Source organism: Pelagicoccus mobilis (genome assembly GCF_016595505.1).
In the GTDB taxonomy this organism is placed as follows: Bacteria; Verrucomicrobiota; Verrucomicrobiia; order Opitutales; family Opitutaceae; genus Pelagicoccus; species Pelagicoccus mobilis.
Map to the genome: position 1 here is coordinate 1 of NZ_JAENIL010000078.1, position 23,035 is coordinate 23,035.

Annotated in this window: 20 protein-coding genes and 1 riboswitch; of the genes, 6 read left to right on the plus strand and 14 right to left on the minus strand. The window is 54.7% G+C overall.

Annotation, left to right across the window (positions count from 1 at the left end):
* Nucleotides 1-1,141: tRNA-queuosine alpha-mannosyltransferase domain-containing protein (locus tag JIN87_RS25450; protein ID WP_234033618.1), on the plus strand; the 1,141-nt coding region annotated here is incomplete at its 5' end.
* Between the two features lie 88 nt (nt 1,142-1,229).
* On the opposite strand, the gene JIN87_RS25455 is transcribed toward JIN87_RS25450, so the two are convergent.
* From JIN87_RS25455 to JIN87_RS25465, 3 genes are all read right to left on the minus strand, one after another.
* On the minus strand, nt 1,230-2,327 hold the full coding sequence (locus JIN87_RS25455; RefSeq protein WP_200359021.1) for a C1 family peptidase: 1,098 nt from the start codon (nt 2,325-2,327) through the stop codon (nt 1,230-1,232).
* Between the two features lie 119 nt (nt 2,328-2,446).
* The gene (locus JIN87_RS25460; RefSeq protein ID WP_200359023.1) at nt 2,447-4,363 is read right to left on the minus strand and encodes a methyl-accepting chemotaxis protein; all 1,917 of its coding nucleotides are present in this window, start codon (nt 4,361-4,363) and stop codon (nt 2,447-2,449) included.
* 81 nt (nt 4,364-4,444) lie between these two features.
* Nucleotides 4,445-5,011 (minus strand): energy transducer TonB, encoded by a 567-nt coding sequence (locus tag JIN87_RS25465; RefSeq protein ID WP_200359025.1) that lies wholly within the window; start codon nt 5,009-5,011, stop codon nt 4,445-4,447.
* 242 nt (nt 5,012-5,253) lie between these two features.
* Between JIN87_RS25465 and JIN87_RS25470 the strand changes: the two genes are divergently transcribed.
* Complete coding sequence (locus tag JIN87_RS25470) at nt 5,254-5,667, plus strand: TlpA family protein disulfide reductase (RefSeq protein WP_200359027.1); 414 nt, start codon at nt 5,254-5,256, stop codon at nt 5,665-5,667.
* Between the two features lie 90 nt (nt 5,668-5,757).
* Here the strand turns inward: JIN87_RS25470 and JIN87_RS25475 are convergent, their stop codons facing one another.
* The 11 genes from JIN87_RS25475 to JIN87_RS25525 all read right to left on the minus strand — a co-directional run bounded on the left by JIN87_RS25475 (nt 5,758) and on the right by JIN87_RS25525 (nt 18,169).
* Nucleotides 5,758-7,284, minus strand: coding sequence for a glycine hydroxymethyltransferase (locus tag JIN87_RS25475; RefSeq protein WP_200359029.1), 1,527 nt, complete (start codon nt 7,282-7,284; stop codon nt 5,758-5,760).
* A 35-nt stretch (nt 7,285-7,319) separates the two neighbouring features.
* Nucleotides 7,320-7,402, minus strand: a riboswitch (ZMP/ZTP riboswitch).
* Between the two features lie 84 nt (nt 7,403-7,486).
* Nucleotides 7,487-8,671: a sensor histidine kinase gene (locus tag JIN87_RS25480; RefSeq protein ID WP_200359031.1), complete on the minus strand. Its 1,185-nt coding sequence runs from the start codon at nt 8,669-8,671 to the stop codon at nt 7,487-7,489.
* The gene (locus JIN87_RS25485; RefSeq protein ID WP_200359033.1) at nt 8,671-9,795 is read right to left on the minus strand and encodes an FIST signal transduction protein; all 1,125 of its coding nucleotides are present in this window, start codon (nt 9,793-9,795) and stop codon (nt 8,671-8,673) included. Before JIN87_RS25485 ends, JIN87_RS25480 begins: the two co-directional genes overlap by 1 nt.
* A complete protein-coding gene (locus JIN87_RS25490) occupies nt 9,792-10,175 on the minus strand; it encodes a nucleotide pyrophosphohydrolase (RefSeq protein WP_200359035.1) in 384 nt (127 codons plus the stop codon). Before JIN87_RS25490 ends, JIN87_RS25485 begins: the two co-directional genes overlap by 4 nt.
* 83 nt (nt 10,176-10,258) lie before the next feature.
* Nucleotides 10,259-11,398, minus strand: coding sequence for an N-acetyl-alpha-D-glucosaminyl L-malate synthase BshA (gene bshA / locus JIN87_RS25495; RefSeq protein WP_200359037.1), 1,140 nt, complete (start codon nt 11,396-11,398; stop codon nt 10,259-10,261).
* Nucleotides 11,399-12,115 (minus strand): PIG-L deacetylase family protein, encoded by a 717-nt coding sequence (locus JIN87_RS25500; protein WP_200359039.1) that lies wholly within the window; start codon nt 12,113-12,115, stop codon nt 11,399-11,401.
* Nucleotides 12,102-12,869, minus strand: a complete 768-nt coding sequence (locus JIN87_RS25505) for a hypothetical protein (RefSeq protein WP_200359041.1) — start codon at nt 12,867-12,869, stop codon at nt 12,102-12,104. Before JIN87_RS25505 ends, JIN87_RS25500 begins: the two co-directional genes overlap by 14 nt.
* Complete coding sequence (locus tag JIN87_RS25510; RefSeq protein ID WP_200359043.1) at nt 12,866-14,572, minus strand: sodium:solute symporter family protein; 1,707 nt, start codon at nt 14,570-14,572, stop codon at nt 12,866-12,868. The genes JIN87_RS25505 and JIN87_RS25510 overlap by 4 nt, the downstream gene beginning before the upstream one ends.
* Nucleotides 14,569-14,709, minus strand: coding sequence for a hypothetical protein (locus JIN87_RS25515; protein WP_200359045.1), 141 nt, complete (start codon nt 14,707-14,709; stop codon nt 14,569-14,571). The genes JIN87_RS25510 and JIN87_RS25515 overlap by 4 nt, the downstream gene beginning before the upstream one ends.
* A gap of 6 nt (nt 14,710-14,715) precedes the next feature.
* The gene (locus tag JIN87_RS25520; protein ID WP_200359047.1) at nt 14,716-17,244 is read right to left on the minus strand and encodes a PIG-L family deacetylase; all 2,529 of its coding nucleotides are present in this window, start codon (nt 17,242-17,244) and stop codon (nt 14,716-14,718) included.
* Between the two features lie 67 nt (nt 17,245-17,311).
* A complete protein-coding gene (locus tag JIN87_RS25525) occupies nt 17,312-18,169 on the minus strand; it encodes a DUF2911 domain-containing protein (RefSeq protein WP_200359049.1) in 858 nt (285 codons plus the stop codon).
* Nucleotides 18,170-18,374: 205 nt separating this feature from the next.
* On the opposite strand from JIN87_RS25525, the gene JIN87_RS25530 reads away from it, so the two are divergent.
* From JIN87_RS25530 to JIN87_RS25545, 4 genes are all read left to right on the plus strand, one after another.
* Nucleotides 18,375-19,478 carry a hypothetical protein gene (locus JIN87_RS25530; protein ID WP_200359051.1) on the plus strand — a complete coding sequence of 368 codons (1,104 nt, stop codon included), beginning with the start codon at nt 18,375-18,377 and terminating at the stop codon, nt 19,476-19,478.
* A 68-nt stretch (nt 19,479-19,546) separates the two neighbouring features.
* Complete coding sequence (locus JIN87_RS25535) at nt 19,547-20,869, plus strand: MFS transporter (protein WP_200359053.1); 1,323 nt, start codon at nt 19,547-19,549, stop codon at nt 20,867-20,869.
* Nucleotides 20,870-21,336: 467 nt separating this feature from the next.
* A complete protein-coding gene (locus JIN87_RS25540) occupies nt 21,337-22,548 on the plus strand; it encodes a hypothetical protein (RefSeq protein ID WP_200359055.1) in 1,212 nt (403 codons plus the stop codon).
* 30 nt (nt 22,549-22,578) lie between these two features.
* Nucleotides 22,579-22,992 carry a hypothetical protein gene (locus JIN87_RS25545; protein WP_200359057.1) on the plus strand — a complete coding sequence of 138 codons (414 nt, stop codon included), beginning with the start codon at nt 22,579-22,581 and terminating at the stop codon, nt 22,990-22,992.
* Nucleotides 22,993-23,035 lie beyond the last annotated feature (43 nt).

Consider the following 23,035-nt stretch of genomic DNA (forward strand, 5'->3'; position numbering starts at 1 on the left):
CGGGCTAAAGCACCGCGCTACCTCGAATATGCCTCCTCCCCTCAAAATAGCCCTCATCGAGCCCTTCTTCACCGGCTCGCACCAGCGCTGGGCCGAGGAGCTCCAAAAAAACTCCCGCCACCAAATCGATCTCATCACCCTCCCCGGTCGTAGCTGGAAGTGGCGCATGCACGGAGCCGCGGTTACCCTTGCCAACGAACTCCTGTCTCGGGAAACCCAATACGACCTGCTGCTGGCGACCGACATGCTGGACTTCGCGGTCTTTCTCTCTCTAGTCCGTAGCCGCTACGCCAAGACCCGCACCGCGGCCTACTTCCACGAAAACCAGCTCTGCTACCCCTGGTCTCCACGAGACGCCGATGTCAAAAAAGCCCGCGATCTTCACTACGCGTTCATCAATTACACCACCGCTCTCGCCGCAGACCACGTGTACTATAATTCCAAATACCACCGAGACGCCTTCGTAAACGCCCTTCCCGCCTTTCTCGATCGTTACCCCGATTTCCAAAACAAGGAAACGATCTCGGGCATCTCCAGAAAAAGTACCCCTCTTCCCCTCGGCATGGACCTCTCAGGCTTCGACTCGTGCAAACCTCAGGAACGAACCGACAACAAGGCCCCCCTGCTTCTCTGGAACCATCGATGGGAATACGACAAGAACCCAAAAGGCTTCTGCCAGTTGCTTTTCGCTCTCGCAGATCGCGGCATCGATTTCGAAGTAGCCCTGCTCGGCGAACGCTTCGAGGAAGAGCCCGAGTACTTCAATCACGCGCGCAAGAAACTAGGCCGCAGAATCATCTCGTACGGCAGAGCGGATACATTCGAAGAGTACGCACGTTGGCTTTGGAAAGCCGATATTCTCCCAGTCACCTCGCGACAAGATTTCTTCGGCGGTAGCGTCGTCGAGGCCATCTACTGCGGCTGCCACCCAATTCTACCAAACCGACTCGCCTACCCCGACCACGTATCTCCAAGCGAATATCCGGAACTCTATTTCAACACACCGGAAGAAGCGGTGGACCGGCTCAGCGAACTCATTCGATCTGGCACCTGGAAGGAGCCAAGTCCACTTCGAGAAAAAATGGCGAACTACGATTGGGCAAACTGTATCGAACACTACGATACGGAATTTGAAAGGTAGGGACGGACCGCCGGGCCGTCCGTTATTCCCAACATAAACAGGACTCTAACTCTGATAATACGGCTCGCCGAGCCGTCGAGTCCTACCGTCACCTCAGCTCCACGACATAGCTGCTCCACAAGTTCTTCAAAAGGTATTCGTAAGTGAAGAACCCGTAACCGCCAGCCCCCCATCGAGGGCCCCAAGAGTTGCGAAAGATGAACTTAGTATCTTCGATCTTCCCAGTCGGACAACGGTAGCCCACGATTGTAACCGCGTGTCCAATACCGTCTGCAGGCGGCTGCTTCGATAACACACTCGTATTCCGCACTCGCATGCCATTAGGCCAACCAACACCTACAACGACTGGCATTTTAGCATTCAACACATGTATCAGGTTTCCCACTCCAGCTTCAGTCTTCGCTCCAGGAATCTGAAACGGGCTAAAATTGATATTCTCGAACTCCTTTGGCAACGAGGTTTGAGGATACCCTTTTTCGTTCGGAACCTCGAGAGCAAGCCCGTGCCCACGTATGGCTTGAAACACCTGTTCGAGAGAAAAACCTTCTTCCACAGCCCCAGATCCCCCGCTGACCGCGTCCATGTCGTTTCTCGTTTGCCTACCGAGAGTTTTGGAAGTGGCCTCCACAAGATAGCGTTCAGAGACATTGATCTTCTTCCCTTTCTCTTCAGCAAACTGGTATTCGAGAGCGGCTGCAATCGCATGAACCGAGCAACTAGGACCTCTTTGTTTCCGGATACTGATTCCGTGACCACGAAAGCTCGGGCGCAGATCCAATTCGGAAGAAAGATGCGGATCCACTCCAAACCGAGCAAACGCGCTCCTTACGCTAGGAGACGCAGTAGCTGCTTGGGCACGGGAACGAGACTGAGCGATTTTCACCTTCGCCTGCAGGCGCTCGTTCGCTTCAGCGGTCTGCACTCGACGCATTTGCTCCAGCTTCCGATTTCGCGCCGCGTCAGCAGATGCCCTGTATCCATACTTCGATTGCAGCTCTGGAGCCAGGTCCGCAAGAGCGATCTGCGAGATGCCTCGGCTGTGCTTGATGGATAACGAAGACTCGTTGGCGGAAAGCACCATCACCTGCGTGTAAGTCTTCCCTCCCGCTTGCAAAGATTCATACACATCCCGAGCAAAGACAGACGTTATAAGAGCGAGCGAGAGTAAGACCAGAGCGGTTTTCATAAAGGCATAACGGAGTTCCATACTCTTCTTCGGCCTCCCTCCTCGAATCTTCAACCAGACACAAAAAAGACGCGTCCCGTAGAGGAACGCGTCTAGAAAGTTAAGTGATCTCAGCAGGACTAGTTATCCCACATGTCAGCGAATGCGTCGTCCTTGACCGCCTGATTCTGCTGGCGAGCCTGTGGAGCACGAGCAGCTGGCATATCGAACGCGTTTTCAACTGCACTCGGAGCGCTATGGGCAACGACCGCTGGAGCGGAACCGGAGCCTCCGTTCACCACTGCCACAAGATCCTGAATCGTGTTTTGCATGCTGTTCGACTGCTCGAGAAGCACACGGCTGGAAGACGCTGTTTCCTCAGCACCCGCGGCATTACGCTGCGTCACGCTGTCCATGTTGTTGATCGAGGTTTGGATCAGGCCAACACCGCGGTTCTGCTCGGCAGACGCATCGGAGATTTGGCCCACGATCTCGTCCATCTTCTGGGTGTGGCCCACGATGGTTTGGAGATTCTCGGCAACACGCTGGTTGATTTCCACACCACGCTCGGACTTCTGAACTGAATTCTCGATCTTCTGAGCAGTGATCGAAGCTGCTTCCGCAGAACGGTGAGCGAGAGAGCGAACTTCGTCCGCAACAACCGCGAAACCTGCACCAGACTCGCCGGCACGCGCCGCTTCAACCGCGGCGTTAAGAGCGAGGATGTTAGTTTGGAAAGCGATCTCATCGATGGTCTTGATGATGTTAGCGATGTTGTCGGAAGACTCCTTGATGTCCTCCATCGCTGTGATCATGTCCTTCATCGACTCTGCGCCAGACTCAGCCGCACGGCGAGCTTCGCCAGCGAGCTTCTTCGCGTTCTCCGCGTTGGCTGCATTCTTCTCGGTCATGGCGTTGACCTCTTCAAGAGACGAGCTGGTCTCTTCGATCGACGCGGCCTGCTCCGACGAATCACGAGCGAGGGACTCGCTGCTCGCAGATACCTGCTCAGAGGCAACAAGCGTTTCAGCAGCTGCACCTTGGAGACGACCTACGATTTCGTCGATGCTGCGTGTAATGCCACGGACAACCATCCATCCGCCAACAGCGCCAATGGAAAGGCCCACTAGGCTGATGATCATCACCGAGAGGTTAACACTTGCCTGGAGGCTCTCCGCGTCATCCTTGAGGGTCTCTTGGCTAGCGGCGATCACACCTTCGAAAATTTCGATCTTCTCAACGAACTTCGGGCCAACTGGGAGCAAGTCGTTGTTATTGATTTCCTCGATGCGCTTTAGAGTAGAAGCGAGATCGGCAACCCCATTCGAAAACTCAGCGGAAACTTCAAGGCTGCGGGCTAGCACTCTTTCCTTTAGCTCATCCTTAAGGCTCTCGTCGAAATCTACGTTCATGTCGTAGTCTTCCTTCAGAGTCTGAAGCTTCGAACCGAGCTCGGACACCATAGCGTTCGCCTGGGCGATGTCCGTGTCGTTGTACTTAACGATCACCCGGTTGATAGCGGAATCAGCTTCGAACATGCTTTGCAAAGCGGAAGAGGTGGCAAACGCTCCAGCGATGTCTCCCTTGCCTTGGTCGGCGGCGAGCATCTCCTTGAGAAGATCCTTGATCTCTTGAGCGCCTGGCTGAACGACTTCGCTGAGCAGTCTCGCTTGCTTGTCCTTCAGATCGACGATCGAGTTGAAAGCGTCGTTGTATCCATCCATCAACTCTTGCGCTTCACCAAGAGCTGCCCGAGCGGTCGCGTCTTCTGCCTGAGCCGCGAACTTATCAAGGTCGCCGGCGAGCTCGCTGTACATCTCTTTGTGATGAGCGACGTGCTCCGGATTGTTCGAGGTGAGATACTCGGCGATGTTGCCGCGCATCGAAAGTGCGGTGTTTACCTTTTCTGCGGCAGCGTTTCCTTCCTCTACGCTTTCGGAGAACGTTCCGAAAGAGTTGTTGAGGTTTGATACTGCGACGTACGAAACGACGGCGAGTACCACGAAGAAGGTGAGCGCGATCGCAATGGTGAAACCAATTTTTTTGGCGAGTGACATTGAGCTCATGTTACAGGTGGGATGTTATATTTTACTGAGTGATGCGGTTTTCGGTAGTGGTGTTTAGGATACAAAGATCTCCTATGCGGTCGGCTCCGCTTCCTCTGCAGGAGGCGGTGGAGTATTAACGAACCGGAATGGGACTCGGAGCTTAGACTTGACCATCTTGCCGCCCACTTTGGCGGGTTCGAAAATCCAAGTCTTAGCCGCGTCCAACGCAGGGGCTTCCAGATCGGCATGAGTTGATTTCTTGATAGAGGCGTGGATTACCTGGCCATTCTCGTTTAGAACGAGGTCGACCGAAACCATGCCTTTAAATTCTTCGGCGAGGTACTGCTCGGGCAAATTGGGCATCGAGCTTGAAACGATGCGGGGCTGCACGTCCCACTTTGTGTAGACGTCTACCGACTGCGGGTTCGCTTCGATCCAAGATTCGATCGCCGCTTTTGAATCCGCGTCGAACTTGGAGAGCTTCTCTTCAACTCGCTCTTCCCCGACTCTCAAGTACACAGTATTGTCCAAGACCTTCACGATCTGCCCGTCGTAGGCAGTTCCGCTCTCGGTGGTGTAAACGTCCGCGCTGGCCGCAAGGATTGGAAAGCATCCAGCGACACCTAGGACTAGGAGTCTGTTGAGTCGTGTGAACATTAAATAACTGATGGGATAAGCGACCAAGTGTGGAGCTTGGCCTCACATTGGATCGGTCCCTCAGGGAGAACCTTGAACGGGTTTTACGTGTACCCACGAAATTTAAGTAATTTCAACTAGAGCCTGTCGCCTGCTTGGGGACCGTTCATCGGTTGACCAATCGAGTTGTCACAATTTCTTGACGCAATTGGAGCGCTCCGCGGGTCGTTGCCCTCATCGAACCCTAAACACCTATCTAAACTATGAACACGCTTAGCAAATCCGCGCTCACCTTTGTCGCAGCTCTACTCCTCGCCGGTCCCGCCTTTTCCAAGTCAGTCGATTTGGTCGAACCCAAACTCGTGGGACTCTACTTCCACGCCTCCTGGTGCGCCGCGTGCAAAAAGCTGGACCCCGCCATGGATGACGCCGCTGGCGATCTGAAAAAGTCGCCCTTCCTCCTCGTGAAGCTCGACGTCTCGAACAAAGTCACCCAGCACCAAGCAGGCATGACCGCAGCAGCCATGGGCTTCGGCGACATCTACAAGAGCACAGGTCTGAAAACCGGATTCATCATTCTCGTCGATCCAGCCACCGGAAAAGAAGTCGGGCGTATAACAAAGTCCGAAGACGCCTCTGCCATCACCGGCAAAATCAAAGGCCTAACGGACGCCTGATCGCTCCCAATAAATCACTTTAAACAGAAAAAGGCGCGTCCCTCGCAAACGGGACGCGCCTTTTTTAATTTCGAAACTGTATCGGACCCGCTACGCGGAGAACTTCGACTTGAGGAAGTCGAGGTCGATTTCCGGGTAGAGCACGAACTCGTCAAGCAAGGCCTTCACGCGAGACTTCGCTTCCGCCTTTACTTCGTCGGCGAGCTCGAACTTCACCTTGCTTGGCTTACCGGCGTTTTTGCCCTTCTGGATGGTCGCTGGCTTGGTGTTGGAAAGGATAAGCTTAAAGATGGAGGCGATCTCCTTCATTTGCTCAACGCCCATGCCGAGCGAGGTCACCGCTGGAGCGCCCACACGAAGACCGCTGGTGTAGTGCGGACCATTGGGGTCGAAAGGCAGGGAGTTACGATTGAGCGTCACACCCGCTTCACGTACCGCGGCTTCCGCTTGGCGACCGTTGAGGCCGAAGCTGGTTACGTTGATCAGCAAGAGGTGATTGTCGGAACCACCAGTCGCGATGGTGAGGCCTTCCTCGATCATCGCTGCCGCGAGAGCGCTGGTGTTCTCGACAACCTTGGCCGCGTAAGCCTTGAACTCCGGCTTGAGCGCTTCCTGGAATGCGATCGCCTTGGCAGCCATGACGTGCGGAAGAGGACCGCCGATAACCAGCGGGCAACCCTTGTCGACGAACTCAGCGAATTCCTTCTTACAGAGAACAATACCGCCACGAGGGCCACGGAGGGTCTTGTGAGTCGTGGAAGTCACGACATCCGCAAACGGCATCGGGTTGTAGTCGCCTTCGAAGACGCCACCCGCAACCAAACCAGCAAAGTGGGCCATGTCGACCATGAGAACCGCGCCTACCTTGTCGGCGATCTCCTTCATGCGACGGAAGTTCATCTTACGTGGGTACGCACTGTAACCAGCGAGCAGAATGAGCGGCTTCACTTCCTCGGCTTGCTTCTCGAGCGCATCGTAGTCGAGCAGACCGGTTTCGGGATCAACCGAGTAGCTGTACGCGTCGAAGGTCTGAGCGGAAACGTTGAAACGGTAGCCGTGCGTGAGGTGACCGCCAGAGTAGTAGTCGAGACCGAGCAAACGCTGGTTGCCCATCGCGGCACGTACCTTGTTCCAGTCCTCGCGAGAAAGTTTGGCAGGATTTGGCTCTCCAAGCTCTTCCAAAGTAGGAACGCCGACCTTGGCCTGAAGGATCGCCCAAAACGCGATCATGTTCGCGTCCGCGCCAGAGTGCGGCTGCACGTAGGCGTGCTCGGCTTCGAAAAGCTCGCAAGCGAGACGGCAAGCTTCCGACTCGATGTCATCGATATTGTCGCAGCCCGCATAGTAGCGAGCGCCCGCAAAACCTTCCGCATACTTGTCGGTGAGCAGGTTGCCCATAGCGGCCTGCGTATTGGTAGACGTGAAGTTCTCGGAAGCGATGAGCTTCAGGTTGCTGCGTTGGTCTTCGAGCTCCTTTACGACAGAGGCAGCGATGGAGGGGTTAACCTCGGCAACCTGCTGCAAGCTAGCCAAGTAGCTAACCATGGCTGGCGAAACGGAATCGGCGGAACGGTAGGACAAATAGTCCTGCAGTGGCGTGGCAGTGGAAACACTCATGATTTTATGGAAGCGTAATGCGGTTTTGTTGAAAGAAGTTCTACCCAGGCGCGCGATAGAACCGAACCGCTTCCCAGCGGTCAATCCCGCCTTTGCTTCGCCAGTCGCAATTCGGAAAAAATGCCACTCGCACCCCCCTGTCAATGCGAAGCGAGGAGAGATTCAAATCCAATTTCGGATCCCCTTCCGAGCCTCTTCGAACTCAGAGAGTTAGCTCGAAGCAAGAACCTTGGCCCAGCCCCTCGCTCTCGACTTTCAGGCTCCATTTGTTGGCTTCGCAAATCAAGCGGGCACAGGGCAAACTGAACCCATACCCTCCTGGAGTACGCTTGTGCTCCGGAATCTGACAGGGCTTGAAAATAGCCCCTTGCAGGTTCGGCTCAATGCCAACCCCCTGGTCCTCAACGCGAAACCGGATCGTCTCGCCACCCTTGGCCAACTCGACCTTAACCGCCTCGCCGAAATCGCTAAACCCAACCGCGTTCTCGATCAGGCTTTCCAAAACCTCCAGCAAGCCTTTCGCGTCGAGAGAAAGCTCACCGCTCCAATCGCCCTCGAAGGTAAGCGGCACTCCCTTGACCTGAGCCTTGGACTCGAAGCGGCTCCGCAACTCCTCCCGCAAAGCAGCGAGCAAGACCTGGGTCGGTTGCCCTGGCCAGTTCAGGCGCGATTTCTCGAAGTAGTCCGACGCGAGCTGGGCCAGCTTTGAAATTCTTAAAAATCCCTTTCGAACAAACTCCACGCAGCGCTGGCTATCGGGCGAAAGGGTCTCCTCTTCGATCATGTTCAGGCTGCCTATCCAGTTTAGCGGCGTATTGAGCTCATGGGAGATGTACTGGATGAAGGAGAGCTTATCGGTGTTCCACTCCTGGAGCTGCTCGTTCGCCTTCTCCAAACGCTCCTCGCTTCGACTCAAAGCCTCCTTCTGCAGGCAGGCGCTCAAAGCGTGAGCAAGTTTCCGGTTAAGCGGAGCAAGCGACCTCACCGTGCTCTGCCGCAGGGATCCCTCGCTCTTAACCAAAACCAAAATTCCAAAATCAGGCAGATCGAAAAAGTAAGCCTTCTCCCCGGCCGAACTCTCCACCGTAAAAGGCAACTCGGCTTGCAGACTCGCTATCCCCGCTTGGTCGTACTCGCTATCGATACGAGCCTCCACCATTTGGGACGCTCGATTGAGCACCGACATTTTCGGCAAACGGTAATAAGGCTCGAAAGCGAATTTCCCTTCCCCGGTCGCGACTTTTCTCAGAAGACAGCTCGCCGAAAGATTGAGCTTCCTCAAATACTTGCCCAAGGCCTCCTTCAGCATAGACCGGCAATCAAGCTCGCTGCCGATCGACATCGAGATCTCGTAAAATATCTGAATCTCTTCCGCTTTGAGAGGCATCAGCCCTGCAAGACTCCGACCACCGCCGTCTTGTTGTAGAACTCGAGGTAGTCCTTACGGTTGTTGGCGATCTCACCCAAAGTGAGCGCCCCAAACACCGGCACATCTCCATCCGGAGACATGGCAATTAACTCATCGCGGAAACGGTCCCCCAGAAAAAGGAGTCGCGAGATACAGTCGATCAGCAAGATGCCGCGCGATTCAGGCTCTCCCCGAAAAAGCTCCTCGGCCCGCCGCAGAGCTTCTCCCGCCGCCCCGATCAAGCTTTCAGGATCGCCTGCCAGCACGTGCACAAAGGCGTTCGTCGGCACTTCGCCTACGCAAACGATAGAACCATCCTCATCCAAGGAAATCGGGTCTCTCACGATCTTCTCCGACCCCAGCTTGCTGATGCCGAACGGATAGCCCTTCGACACTTCGAAAAACTCAACCCCTTCGAAAGAGGCCCCCGCCTGAGAACGCACCGTCTCCTGGTACACCTCCTGAGCCGGCCTCCAATCAAGCGAAACCACCTTGTTACGATCCGCCTCGGTCACCTCGAAAGGCCCCGCCAGCTCCCGCCATCCGTGCGAAACGCCAATGCCCGCCTCCAGCTCCGCAAACGCGATCACCGCGCAATCCGCCTTCAACCCGTCGTTGGTGAAAACACACGGCTTCTTCTCGAAGGAGAGCGACCCCGCTCCCCCTCCAATATAGTTCGCCTCCAAACCGAAGACCGCGAACAACTCCTCCACCAGAGCGTTGATGCGACTGGAAAGCCCGTCCACGTAAACCATCAAGGTCTTGGCCTTCGCCAAATCGACGTCGATCGACTCCAGAGTCTTCTCGAAATCGGCGTCCAGATCGCTCAGCCCTGTCACAGTCCGCACCTTGGCAGCCTGGTCAAAGCCTACGATGACAAAGCCTTCCTCCCAACGGTCGCTACCTGAGAGAATCGCCGGAAATACGCCTCCAATCAAGGGAACCGTCTGACGTTTCAAAATCGGATCAATAGCCTCGGGAGAATAATCGTTCGCGTCGCACGCCAGAATCAGCACGAACCGCACGCCTTCACTTGAGGCGACTTCGTCTAGGCTCTGGCCAAAATGTTCGATCGATACGCTCTTGTCCCGTCTGACTATCATACGTCCTCTCTGTCTACCCCCCGTTTCACCGAGTTCCCTTTACTAGCGTGTACCGGATACTTACGCGCGTTTTTACCCATTTTTCGACGAATCGCGGACGCCACATCGATCTTACCCTGGTTCGCAAACTGGAGGGCGTAGATCAAAACGTCAGCCAACTCGTCTTCCACCGCCTCGCGCTTGGCCTCGTCATCCATCAGGTCGAAGCTTTGCTGCCCTTCAAGCCACTGAAACGGCTCCATCAATTCCGCCGCTTCACCAGCGAGAGCTACGCTGAGATTCTTCAAGGTGTGGAACTGCCCCCAGTCCCTTTCATCAGCAAAAGCGAGGATCTCTCTCTTTAACTGTTCAAAGGTTGTGCACGAATCCGAAGGGGCCATCAGTTCGGATTCAAACTAGGGAAAACCAGATGGCGAGCACAGATATAACTTTTACAAATTGAGCGCTTTTGGCCACCTAGAAGCTACGCTTCTACTGCAAGTGTTTGTTCGTAGCACTCCAAATACTTAGGTACGATTCGGCCGGCAGTGAAGCGAGCATACGCACGTTCGCGAGCGGCAGCTCCCATGCGAACCGCCCGCTGCGGATCCTCGACTAAAGCGTCAATTTTTTCCGCCATCGCTTCGCAATCCCCAAACTCGCACAAGAGCCCCGAAACGCCTTCCTCCATCACTTCCGGTATCCCTCCAACCCGAAACGCGATCGACGCTTTCGAAAGGAACATCCCCTCCAAAAGACTCAGGCAAAAGCTCTCAGTTTGAGACGTATAAACTCCCAAGTCGCTCGCTTCGATGTAGTTCTCGATCGGATACCCATTCTCACGGACAACCACGTTATCCTCGAGCCCCAGCGTCTCCACTTTCTTTTGGTGCTCCTCAAACGAATTTCCCGCTACGATAACCAGCTTGATTCGATCCCGATTACGGCACTTCGCTACCGATTCCAGCAGGAGGTCCACACGTTTGACCGTACGCAGATTGGACGCGTGAAACAGCGTAAACTGATCCCCGAGCCCCAACTCTTCTCGCATTTCCTCCCTCGAAACTGTCGGAATCCCCGGCGTATAAAAATTGTGTATGACCTCAACCGACTTCCCCACGTCGAAAATCTCCTCCGTATCCCGTCGAAGACTGTCTGACACTGTGGTCACATGATCCGAGTGCTGCAAAGAATACTCGATCGCCCGACGGTAGTTTGAGTCGCGCCCCAACAAGGTAGTATCCGTTCCGTGCAAGGTGGTCACGATCCGCAACTTGTCCTGCTTCGCCATCCGCTTAGCGATATAGGCCGCCGTCGCATGCGGCACCGCATAATGGGCATGGATAATGTCCAAATTCTCCTGGTCGGCTACCTCGGCAATCTTGACCGCCAACGGCAGCGTATAGTCCGCGTATTCAAAAAGCTTATATTTTGAAACTGAAACCGGGTGGAAATGGATTCCTGGCATCTCGACATCGAGCCGGACAGGTTTCGCATAGCTGAACACATGGACCTGATGCCCCAAAGCAGCCAACTCCATCGCCAGAGCAGAGGCCAATATCCCGCTGCCTCCTACAAGAGGATAACAGGCAATCCCAATCTTAAGCTTTCGGCTGGAGTCCACCTAGAAGAGACGAATGCCGCGGGGCACCGAATTCAAGCTATCCAAAAATAGCGCATCGCCTGCCCAAAGGGCTTGAGCGTACTCAACCCCTGCTTGAAGCCCCAAGGTCCTCGATCGAGAAACCTGCAGCTCGAGATAACGTCGCGTTTTCATCTGAGACGCATGGCAAGCCATCACCCCTCGCCAGGAATCGATCTGCTCCGAGACATCGATCACTAAGGCCGTCTCTCCCACAGGCTCTGCCCCTGGAGTGATCGCATAATAAAACAGCGACTCGATGGCATGCGCCTCCTTAGTCTTCAACTCCTCAATCCCGGCATAACGAGCAAGTCTAGCTCCGTCACGCACAGCTCTCCCCACGGAACAATGATCCGGATGCTGGTTCTCCACCAAACTCGGAGCTAGCAGCAAGTCAGGTTTCTGCTCGCGAATGACGCCCGCAAACATCATGGCGATCGCTCGGGTGGATTCGATACGGCTATCCCCTCCGCAATCCAGAAACTCAATACTCGCCCCCACAAGCTCGGCCGCCGTACGACACTCTACTTCACGCTGCTCCGGGCTCCCATTAGTCCCCGATTCGCCACGCGAGCATATCACAAAATGGATACGCGCCCCTTCACCTGCTTCTTTCAGCAAAACAGCGCCGCACCCGAACTCGATATCATCCGGGTGCGCTCCAAAAACTAGAATCGATCTTTGTCTATTCTCCGACATATGCTTCGTCCAACCTGTCGATCGGGTCTCTTTCTACAAACTCAATTTCCGGAGCATCGCCCGTATTCAAATAGTTAATCTCACTTGCCCCGGCCACATAGTGAGTGCAGCGCAACACTGACTGCATCCACCCTAACCTCGTATCCCTCGTCGGCGTGACGTCTTTCTTCCCGAAATCCGCTACCGGAACTTCAAGAAACTTTGGCCCGCCCTGATGCAACGCGAAGCCGTCCCCATGTTTCCGAGCGCGAACCACCTCGCCCTCAAACTCCACATCCACGAAAAAGTCGTCTACCGAGATCGCTTTTTCTCGAAACGCGGCATCCCCAGATCGCTCGACTCGCACCCCATCTAGCAGCCCCATGCCTCGATACATCTCCAAGCAAAAGTCCGCCACATTGTCCGCCTTTATCGATTTGAAAAGCTCAACGAGTTCCGGTTTCACGTAATTTGGCAACTGCCGAGCCGTATTGGCCTGCCAAGCTGGATCCACCCTTTTAAAATAAAGCGGACTAAACTTCTTCTGAAGTTTGTTTTCGAAGGTGAAGTTCATCGATTTAAGCGAACCGTCCCGCAAACTACGCAACTTCGTTTGCGTCTCTCTCGGGTCATGGTCGCAATCGTGGAAGAAAAACACAACCTCGCCCCCCATCTCCTTCTGCAAGCGTTTCGCTGTCCAAATCTTGGATACAAGAAAACGCTTCGGAAAGAAACCACTCGGCTGCTGGCCAAAGGCGATCACCGGTTCACTCACGACACGACCTCCTTCTTGTCGTTTGCAAATACGGTGAACTGCAGAATAAATGCGAAAACAATCACCAACAAGCATCCGATCGGGTTAAACCAGAGGTACGCAATCGATGAATACCAATTCAATAGAAAGATAATTGCCTGAGCAAGAAGAGCGGCATAGAAAACAGAGTTCCCACTGATTCTCTTGAAAAGGAACGCCACAAGAAAGATTCCTAAAATCGCCCCATAAAAGAGCGACCCGATCTTGTTAACCGCTTCAATAAGGTTGGACACCAAACTCGCGTACAGAGCAAACACCACGGCAATCACCCCCCAACTCGCAGTGAGTATCCGTGAAACTCTTACATAGTGAGCCTCGTCATGCTTTTTGCTCCTTATTCGGCTGTAGAAATCGACCATTGTAGTCGAACCGAGAGCATTCAGCTCGGATGCAGTCGAGGACATCGCGGCAGAAAAAATCACCGCGATCATCAATCCGACCAAGCCCTGTGGCAAATAATTCAGAATGAACGTGATGAACACATAATCAGAGTCCTTCGCCTTCATCCCGATTTCTGATTTGTCGATCAGAGATTTAACTTCTTCTCTAACCGCAGCTGATTGAGTATCCAACTCTACCGCCTTAGCAGTTGCAGCTTCAATCAAGGTATCGTCATCCGATTCAAAGCTCTCCGCCAAAGCCATCACCGCTTCGGACCGTTCCTCAACGAGAGAATCGTAACGATCTTCGAGCACCTGAAACTCATCAGCGAACTCGGTTTCGTTCAGCCGAGCTACTGTATCCGTGTTGAAGAAAACTGGAGGCTTCTCGAACTGATAGAAGACAAAAACCATGACCCCGACGAACAGAATAAAAAACTGCATCGGGATCTTAACCACCGCGTTGAAGAGAAGACCAAATCGGCTTCCACTGGTCGAGGACCCAGCAAGGTAACGCTGCACCTGCGATTGGTCTGTTCCAAAATAGGAAAGGCTGAGAAAGAAGCCGCCTAGAATTCCTGACCAGATGTTGTACTTCTCACTCAGGTCGAACTCCAAATCGACCGGATTGATCTTACCCAGAGCTCCCGCCACTGAAATGGCTTCGGAGACAGAAACGCTATCGGGCAACTCCCTGAATATCATCCCAAACGCGATGAACATGCCACCCATTATCACCGCCATTTGATAACGTTGGGTGATACTGACTGCTTTCGTCCCTCCAGAAACGGTATAAACGATGACAAGCAATCCCACCAGAAGGATGGTCAGCTTCAGATTCCAACCAAGCAGTGAGGAAATCACGATTGCTGGAGCATAAATCGTTATGCCAGCCGCAAGCCCTCGTTGCACCAAAAACAAGGTTGCTCCCAAGTATTGCGACTTCGCGTCGAACCGGCGCCCCAAATACTCGTAAGCTGTATACACTTTCAACCTACGATAGATCGGTATGAAAAAGATACATATAAAAATGATGGCGAAAGGCATCCCAAAGTAGTTCTGCACAAACAGAAGCCCTTCGTCATACGCCAACCCAGGAGTTGAAAGGAACGTGATCGCACTCGCTTGGGTCGCCATGACCGAGAGGCCAATCGTTCCCCACTTTATGCTATCGTCTCCCTTGAGATAGGAATCCAAGCCAGCGTTCTGTCGGGTTCTCCAGATTCCGTAAGCCGAAATCCCAAGCAACGTGGCGAGAAGGACGATGTAATCTATGGCGCTCACGAATAGTACTGGGTGATCAAATAGAAGGCCACAACCTCAACAACGAAGAAAATGGCCACAAACCAATAGACGCGCCGCCAACTACCAAACACGGGGGGCTGGGTATCGTCCTTGCTCTCTGTATTCTGATCAGTCATCGCACTCTAGAGTTTCGCCGTATCCAAGTTTTCATGTCCGAGAGACAGAAGATTCGCAAAAATCCGGTACGCTCCCGGCACGCCTGCAGGAAGCTGTCTAAACCAAGAGATACCCGTGTACACAAAGTACCCCTCCCCATGTTCTGCGACTAGCAAACTCCCTTTTCGCTTCGGTTCGTTCGGATCGCTCATCGACCAAATCGGCTGAAACGCGTCATCCCACGAATTCGGAAAATACAAACCTCGCTCCTGAGTCCAACCATCGAAATCACGACGCCCGATCGCGTTGGGTGTATTCATCACAGGGTGTTCCGGATCGAGCACGGTAATCTCAGCGAACTCGTCTGTCACTCTATCTCGAGAGAGACTCAGGCGGTAAGGAGCAACCGTGTCAGTTTTCAAGCGATGAGACGTGTTGTACTGGGCGATAACGGTGCCACCCAACTCAGCAAACTTGAACAAATGCGGCAAAATGGAATCGATCGCCTCGACTGTATTATACGCGCGGATACCAATAACAACCGTATCCAAACCAACCAGCGATTCAGGATCGAAGCTATCCACAGAAAGCTCAACAACCTCGTACCCGATCTCCCGTATACTATCGGCTACGCTATCGCCTGCCCCTGGCAAGTATCCAACACGACTCCCTGCCCGGGCCACCTTTAGGCTTACCGCCCGAGTGCTCGCTTGGGCAAAAACCATTTGCTCCCGAATGTGCTCGTATTCGATCTGGTCGACGGACTGGGCAAGCATCGATCCGCCACTCTTCAAGACAGCGAGCAACTCAGTCTCTTCCGATCGCTCGCTTGGGCTAACTTCAAACGAAAAGACACGAGTCCCTCCCTTACCAATCGTATCCACTTTCTGGACCATCGGATTCGCTGTCCAGCCAACTGGAAGTTCAAGCGACAGCTCACCCGCCACATCATCCAAAAGAGCAGAGACCTTCACTTCTACAATTCTGGATTGAGAATTCGGGAACAGGCTAACGGGCGTTTCGAAGACAACCGCCGCGCTTGGCAGATTCAGCACCGGCTTGATACTCTCCCCCTTCGCTGGATCGACCTCTCGGTACTCCAACGGCAGTTTGACATCGATCTGCCCGCCGCCCACAGAAAGCCCAACACTCGCATAAAACGAGGTTTCGTTCTCGGGATTGCCAATCAGCATCTGGTCCTCAACCTCAAACATACCCAAGCTTCCCTCAGACCTCAACCAATAGGGCTGAGGCGGCGGAGCATCCGCTGGAATCACCCCCGAGAACCGCTTCTCGAAACGTTGATTAAAATCTAGATCAAAACTCTCCGAGCTTTCCACACCCGCAAACGGAAAAGCGATCGAACTCACCTTCACGTCCAGGTCCGAACGGTTGACCGCCTCCAGGACCAAGCTCACGTCCTCGCCATTCGCCACATACGGCGAGCCCGTCAATGCTCGCATATCCAGGCCAATCGCAGCTAGAATAATCGCATCGACTTCGGCCCGTTTCCGGCTCGCCCATTCGTTCAACTCCAAACCAGAAAGCTCATCACGAAGCTCGAGCAACGCGGGTACCGAAGCCGCAGGATCGGTAACTTCGAAACCACTGATAATCTCAGAAACCTTGCGAGCCACCGTATTCGAACCCTCGACACGCGACCAGCGAGTATCCACGCCCGAGAAGATATCTTCCCCCATCGGCGATCCAGCAACATCTTGAAAATACTCAGTTCGCGAACCGCGATCGATACGAGCTCCAAATCCCTGGCTCAAGTGCTGGCTGCGGCTGCGGGAGGCGATCTCGTTGTACGATTTTCCCAGCAGCGGATTAAAGCCCCCCACATCCACGCTCACGTAGTCGTCCGCATCAAACTGATTTCCACCGCGGCGAAAGAACCAACTACTGGCATTCCAAACCACGCGCTCGGCCTGCCACGTATCCACATACTGGAGCTGTTCCGGAAAACGCGTTGGATCCGCAGCGGCCTCAAATGCCTCCACCGCTAGGATAGCAGAAGCGGTGTGGTGCCCGTGCGTATACCCAGGCTGCAAATTGAAACGAGTAATGATCACATCAGGCTGAAACTGCCGAATCACCCAAACAGTATCAGAAAGCACCTCCTCGCGATTCCAGATTCGGAAAGTCTCATCCGGATGCTTCGAATAGCCAAAGTCCTTCGCCCGGCTAAAAAACTGCTTCCCTCCATCGATCTTTCGAGCTTCCAAAAGCTCTTGGGTTCGTATCACCCCCAGCTTCTCGCGCAATTCCGGTCCGATCAAGTTTTGCCCGCCGTCCCCTCGAGTCAGCGAAAGATACGCGGTATCGTACTTCCGCCCCAGCGACAGATAGGAGATCAAACTGGTATTCTCGTCATCCGGATGGGCGGCAACGTAGAGAGCACGCCCCAGAGTATCCAATTTCTGGATAGACCAGAGAATTTCCGATCCGGTTTGAGGCTCCGGAGCAGAGACAGGTTTTCCAAACATAAGCGATGCGACGCTAACACACGCGACCGAGCTTAGAGCCGCTTTGAGAGATGAACGAATTCGCATGAAATCGATTTCCAGAGATTATGCAGACTGAGCCCGACTGCTCAAGGAGTCGCGACTCTCCAAACGCTTAAAGCTTCGCGAGAATCTCTTTAGCGATCTTCTGATAGTCTGGATTTCCACCCGCGGTCGCGAGCTCCAGAGTCTTCTCCGCAGACGCTTTCGCTTCTGCCTTAAGACCAAGATCCGCCTCGATTCGGGCTTTGCGGGCGTACATCCAATAGGCTGGCTGCTTGCGCTTTTCGCAGGCCTTGCTCACCCATTCGAGCGCCGTTTCGAGCTCGATACCCGCTTCGTGATAGAACGTGCCAGCCGAGAAAAGTACGTTCACCTTCTGGAACTCCGGCTTATCCTTCAGTTCCTCGATCTGAGAAAGCACTTGCGCCGTGGTGTCCACTTCCAGGCTAAACGCCACACGGGTCTTCTCCCAATCAAGATACACCGTAGCGGAGTCATTGCGAAGCCCGTCGATTCCGATCGTAAAGGTTTCCACTTCTTTGGAAAGCTGCTGCGGCTTAACGGTGAAACGAGCCTGATCGTTCGTTTGATCGTATCCAAAGGATCCCCACAATTCAGTGCTCTTATAGACAATCATCGTCCACTCGTCCTCCCCAGGAATCGTGTACAAGGCATAGGTTCCCGCGGGAACATCCTTCCCGCCGAGCACGACGTCTTCGCTAAACGTCAACTTAGTAGGCTGGTTCGCTCCGGTACGCCAGACCGCTCCAAATGGTACCAAGCCGCCAAAAACCTCACGTCCCTTCATGCTCGGACGCGAGTACTCGATGCTCACATCAGTTAGGCCGACCTTCTGCTCGACGCTCGAAAACGGGCTTGCGGCAGGGGTTCGGAGCTGGGCACTTGCAGAGGCTGCCAGAAAGGACAGAGCGGCCGCTGCAAAACATACAACAATACGACGGGTGTTCATGATCTATTAATAAAGAAAGGCTAATGGACAGTTGCGAGAGGAGTCTTGAAAAGGTGAAGCAATTCAGACAGCGCAAGATATACTCCGGGCGGCCCGAAATGGCTGCAGAAATTATGAACTTTTCAGCCTAGCGCTTACTGGAGAGCACCTAGACGGCTCAAAGACACCTCTCAACCCGCCCACCAACCGATCCGATACCCAATCCATGCCGTTACCTGAATCCCAAGATCATCTCTTTGAACACAAGGTAGGCGGAGGAGCCCTCGCCCTCTTCGGGCTTCCCTTCGCAATAGCCGGACTCGCCGTCATGTTCGGCCCCCTTTTCTCGTCTACCAGCGACGCTCCACTCTACTTCCACCTGCCCTTCGGAAGCGTCTTTTTCCTGGTCGGATCCGCCTTCATTTTCGGCCGCTACCGGATATCCGTCGACAAACGACAAGGAGAGGTCACCCGCCAATGGAGCCTCCTCATTCCAGTAAAAACCAAAACCCAATCGCTCGACGGAGAAAACGGGGTCCGCATCACCCACGAAATCCGCAAATCCAAAAACTCCAGCTACAGCGTGTACCCAGTCAGCCTTCAGCTCACAGGAGACGACGATATAGAATTCGAAAGCTCCCGCTCCCTGCAAAAGGCCCGCCGACTCGGAGAAGAACTAGCCAAATTTCTCCAAACCTCCCTGACAGACGCCAGCCAGGGAAGCACGAGCACGCGCCAAGCCGACGAGCTCGACCTCAACTTGAAACAGAGGCTCCAATCCGGACGCATCGAAGCCGACATCCCCCCACCTCCAAACCGACTGCTCTCCAAAATAGAATTCGACGGGGACCGCCTCAAAGTCGAAATCCCGCCTCCCGGCTTCAACCTCGGCATGCTCTTCGGCATCGTACCCGTAATCGGCTTCATGGGCTTCGCCTTCTTCGTAGTGTTGCGTCCGATACTCCGGGACGGCACCCAGCTCCCCCTCCCCGTCATCCTCTTCATGCTCTTTTTCTTCTCCATCCCTGGCAGCATCGTACTGGGAATCCTCGGCCGCATGTTCCTGTTTCGCCAAACGCTCCTCGCGGACTCCTCCATCGTCTCCCATTCCCGAGGCTGGCTCTTCCACCGAAACACGAGCCTGCCCTGCGACAAGGTCGAAGAAATCCTCCTCGGTCGCTCGGGCAACGGACGCGCCAAGCTAAGCGGACGCAGCGGACAAGCCATCCTCATCCAAACCGACGATAGGAGCATTCGGGTCACCAATCACCTCCCGCCTCGCGAACTCGACTACCTGCTCTCTCTACTCAGAGCTGTCATCGCCTCCTAAAGGCAACCCTCCCAGCTCCTCGCCTTTGCGCTTGCCTGCCAAGATCGCGACGCCAATAAACGTCGCCCTTGAGCCAACCAACGCACCAGTCCTCCACCAAGGGGCTATCCCTCGGTGTTATCTTCCTGACGATCTTCATCGACCTCGTCGGCTTCAGCGTGATCTTTCCGCTGTTCCCCTCGATGCTCGACTACTACCTCGAACTCGATGGCAAGGACGGTCTGCTAGGCTGGCTGCTAGAACAGCTGGGGCACGTTTCGCAGTTAGCCGACGGCAGCGAACGCTTCACCCCCGTCCTCTTCGGCGGCGTCCTCGGCTCCCTCTACGCCACACTCCAGTTCTTTTTCGCCCCGCTCTGGGGAAGCATCTCCGATAAGTACGGCCGACGCCCTATTCTCTTTTATACAACGCTCGGCACCTGCCTAAGCTACATTCTCTGGATGTTCTCGGGCAACTTCGCCCTCCTCATCGTCGCCCGCCTGATCGGAGGAGCCATGAGCGGCAACCTCTCCGTCGCCACCGCCGCAGTGGCCGATGTCACCACCCGCGAAAATCGCTCCAAAGGCATGGGCATGATCGGCGCCGCGTTCGGACTCGGCTTCGTCACGGGGCCAGCCATCGGAGGCGCCTGCGCCTTGCTCAACCCAGTCGAAACCTGGCCCGAGCTCGCAGCCTACGGCATCAACCCCTTCTCCTTCGTCGCCCTCGTGGCAGTCGTCCTCTCACTCGTCAACTTCTTCTGGATCCGAGCTCGCTTCGTCGAATCCCTCCCCCCCGAGAAACGCGGCCATGACCTCGCCGAGCGAAACCCCATCAAGCGCCTCCTCGCCCCACAAGCCGCCCCCGTACGCAAAACCAATTTCGCCTATCTCGTCTACATCCTAGCCTTCAGCGGCATGGAGTTCACCCTTTCATTCCTTGGGGTCGAACGCTTCGGCTATACGCCGCTCGACATAACAAAGATGATGGTCTTCGTAGGCTTCATCCTTATCATCGTGCAAGGCGGCATCGTACGCCGCATGGCTCCCAAGGTCGGAGAAAAACGCACCGCAGCCGCCGGCTTGATCCTAGTCTCTATCGGACTCGCCACCCTCGCCGCTGCCAGCACGCAAGGGCTCCTGTACACCGGACTTGGCTTCATGGCCTTCGGCTCCGGCCTCTGCTCCCCGACCCTTACCTCCCTCATCTCTCTTTACGTTTCCGACAAGGAACAAGGCACAGCGCTCGGAGTGTTCCGCTCGATCGGCTCTCTCGGCCGCGCCATCGGACCATTGGCCGCCAGCTTCGTGTTCTGGTGGTTTGGCTCGAGCAATCTCTACTGGGCCGGAGCTGCCATGGTACTATGCGCCGCTCTCCTCAGCTTCCGGCTCCCCCAGCCGCACAAGGGTTAATACCCACCCCATAAAAGCCATCAAACAGATGGGTTAATCACTCCAGTTCTGGAGTTTAAGGCAGACGTCCAAACGCGTCACAAGTCCTCGAAACAGTCTCCTCAAACGAGGACGAGGTCAATCCACGCCCTACCAGAATCCTCACATAAAGAGCTAAAGACCATCGACTTAACCAAAAGTCGACACGATCGAGAGGCTCCCAATCAGTCCCCCAAGGGGTGATTTCGTCTAGCTTCCAATCCTGCTAGGGAGCTTTCCTCAACCCCATCAGAGGAACTCTATCTACCGAAGTGTAAAACGGGAGCTAATCACCCCCTACGAGCCCTCCCCTACACATAAACACGGGCTCCACCCCTCAATATTCGCCCCATCTTCCGATAGAGAGGAATCCACTCGATCTAGGCCGAATCTGCAACGAACGACCAAAATCCTTCAGCCTAGGGCGAATCAAGAAACATCCACCACTCATGAAACTACAGACTCTACTCTCTATCGCCGCATGCGGCGCGGTCTCTACTGGAGCCTTCGCTGGAGGCGATATCTCCTTCAACGGCTTCCTCAGCCACGGATACCTCAAGAGCACCCACTACAATTATCTCGCCGACACCGAAGAGGGTGATCTCGACTTCGTGGAAGCAGGCGTCAAAGCCACCTGGTCACCCATGGATCGTACGTCCATCACCGGGCAGCTCTTCACATTCGAGATCGGTCCCTACGGCAACTACGACCTGCAAGTCGACTACCTCTTCGCGGACTACAACTTCAATCAAGCCTTCGGGCTCAGAGCCGGACGCGTCAAGAAGCCGAACGGCCTCTTCAACGACATCCAAGATATCGATATCGCCCGCACTAGCGTATTGCTCCCAGTCGGCATCTACGATCCACGCTATCGCGACTTCTCCGCCTCCCTCGACGGCGTGAACGTTTACGGATCAGTCAACAGCCTAGATTACAGCCTCTACTACGGAAAGCCAGGCCTCTCCGAAGACGGCGGCCTCGGCGGCTTCATCAGCACCATTCTCTCCCGTCGCTTCGACAACATCTCGATCGACAATACGGAAGCCGACAACGTCCGCGGCGGTCAAATATGGTGGAACACTCCCGTCAGCGGCCTACGTACCGGAGTCGCCTATTCCTACTTCAGCAACATCGACCTCGACTACTCAGCCAACTTCCCCGCCTACATCCCAGTCGTGGGCGGAGCTCCGCTCACAGTTGAGTCCGACGTCGAAAACCAGGCCTGGACCGTCTCAGCAGAGTACTTTGTCGGCGATTGGACCTTCATCGCCGAATACCTCAACACCAACAACACCACCGCAACAACCCAGCAAGCAGGAAACGCTCCAGCCACATTCAGCCAAAGCTCCGGCAATTCGGACGCTTGGTATATCGGAGGAGCTCGCCGCTTTTTGGACAAATGGGAAGCAGGCCTTATGTGGGTATCTTTCCATTCTGACTCCAAGGACCGCGACGGATCCTCACGCCCCATCCCTCACACAGGATACCACAAGGACCTGCAGTTCTCGCTCCGCTACGACGTCAAGAGCTGGTGGACCCTGAAAGCGGAAGCCCACCTCATGGAAGGCACCGCCCGACTCTTCAACCAGTTCGGCCAGAACCCAGTTCTCGACAACAAAAACTGGAATCTCTTCGCCCTCAAGAGCACCTACACCTTCTAAGCAAGAGCAACCTCACACATCGAAAAGCAAATGAAGACATTCGCAAAAAAGATAGCTCTCGCAGCGCTCGCGGTCGTATTCTCCGTTTCACTACAAGCCGCTCCAGCCGTCATCGTAAACGCCGACAATCCAGACGCCGTGGATACAGACGCGCTTACCGCCTACCTCATCGGCAAACGCAAATTCTGGGAGAGCGGCTCGGAAGTCACCATCGCCGTGCTCAAGGACAACGCGGACTCAACCGCCGCCCTCGAGCAATACACTAAGATGAACGACTCACGCTTTAAAAGCCACTGGCAACGCCTCGCCTTCTCCGGCCGCGGCACCATGCCAAAACAGTTCTCCGACCCCGCCGCCCTTGTCGCCTTCGTCAAGGTCAACAAAGGCGCGATCGGACTACTCGACACCTCGACCGACCTCAGCTCGGTCAAGAAGGTAAACTAAGCCCGGAACAGTACCAACTCTCAGGCGAGCGTGGCACAAGCCA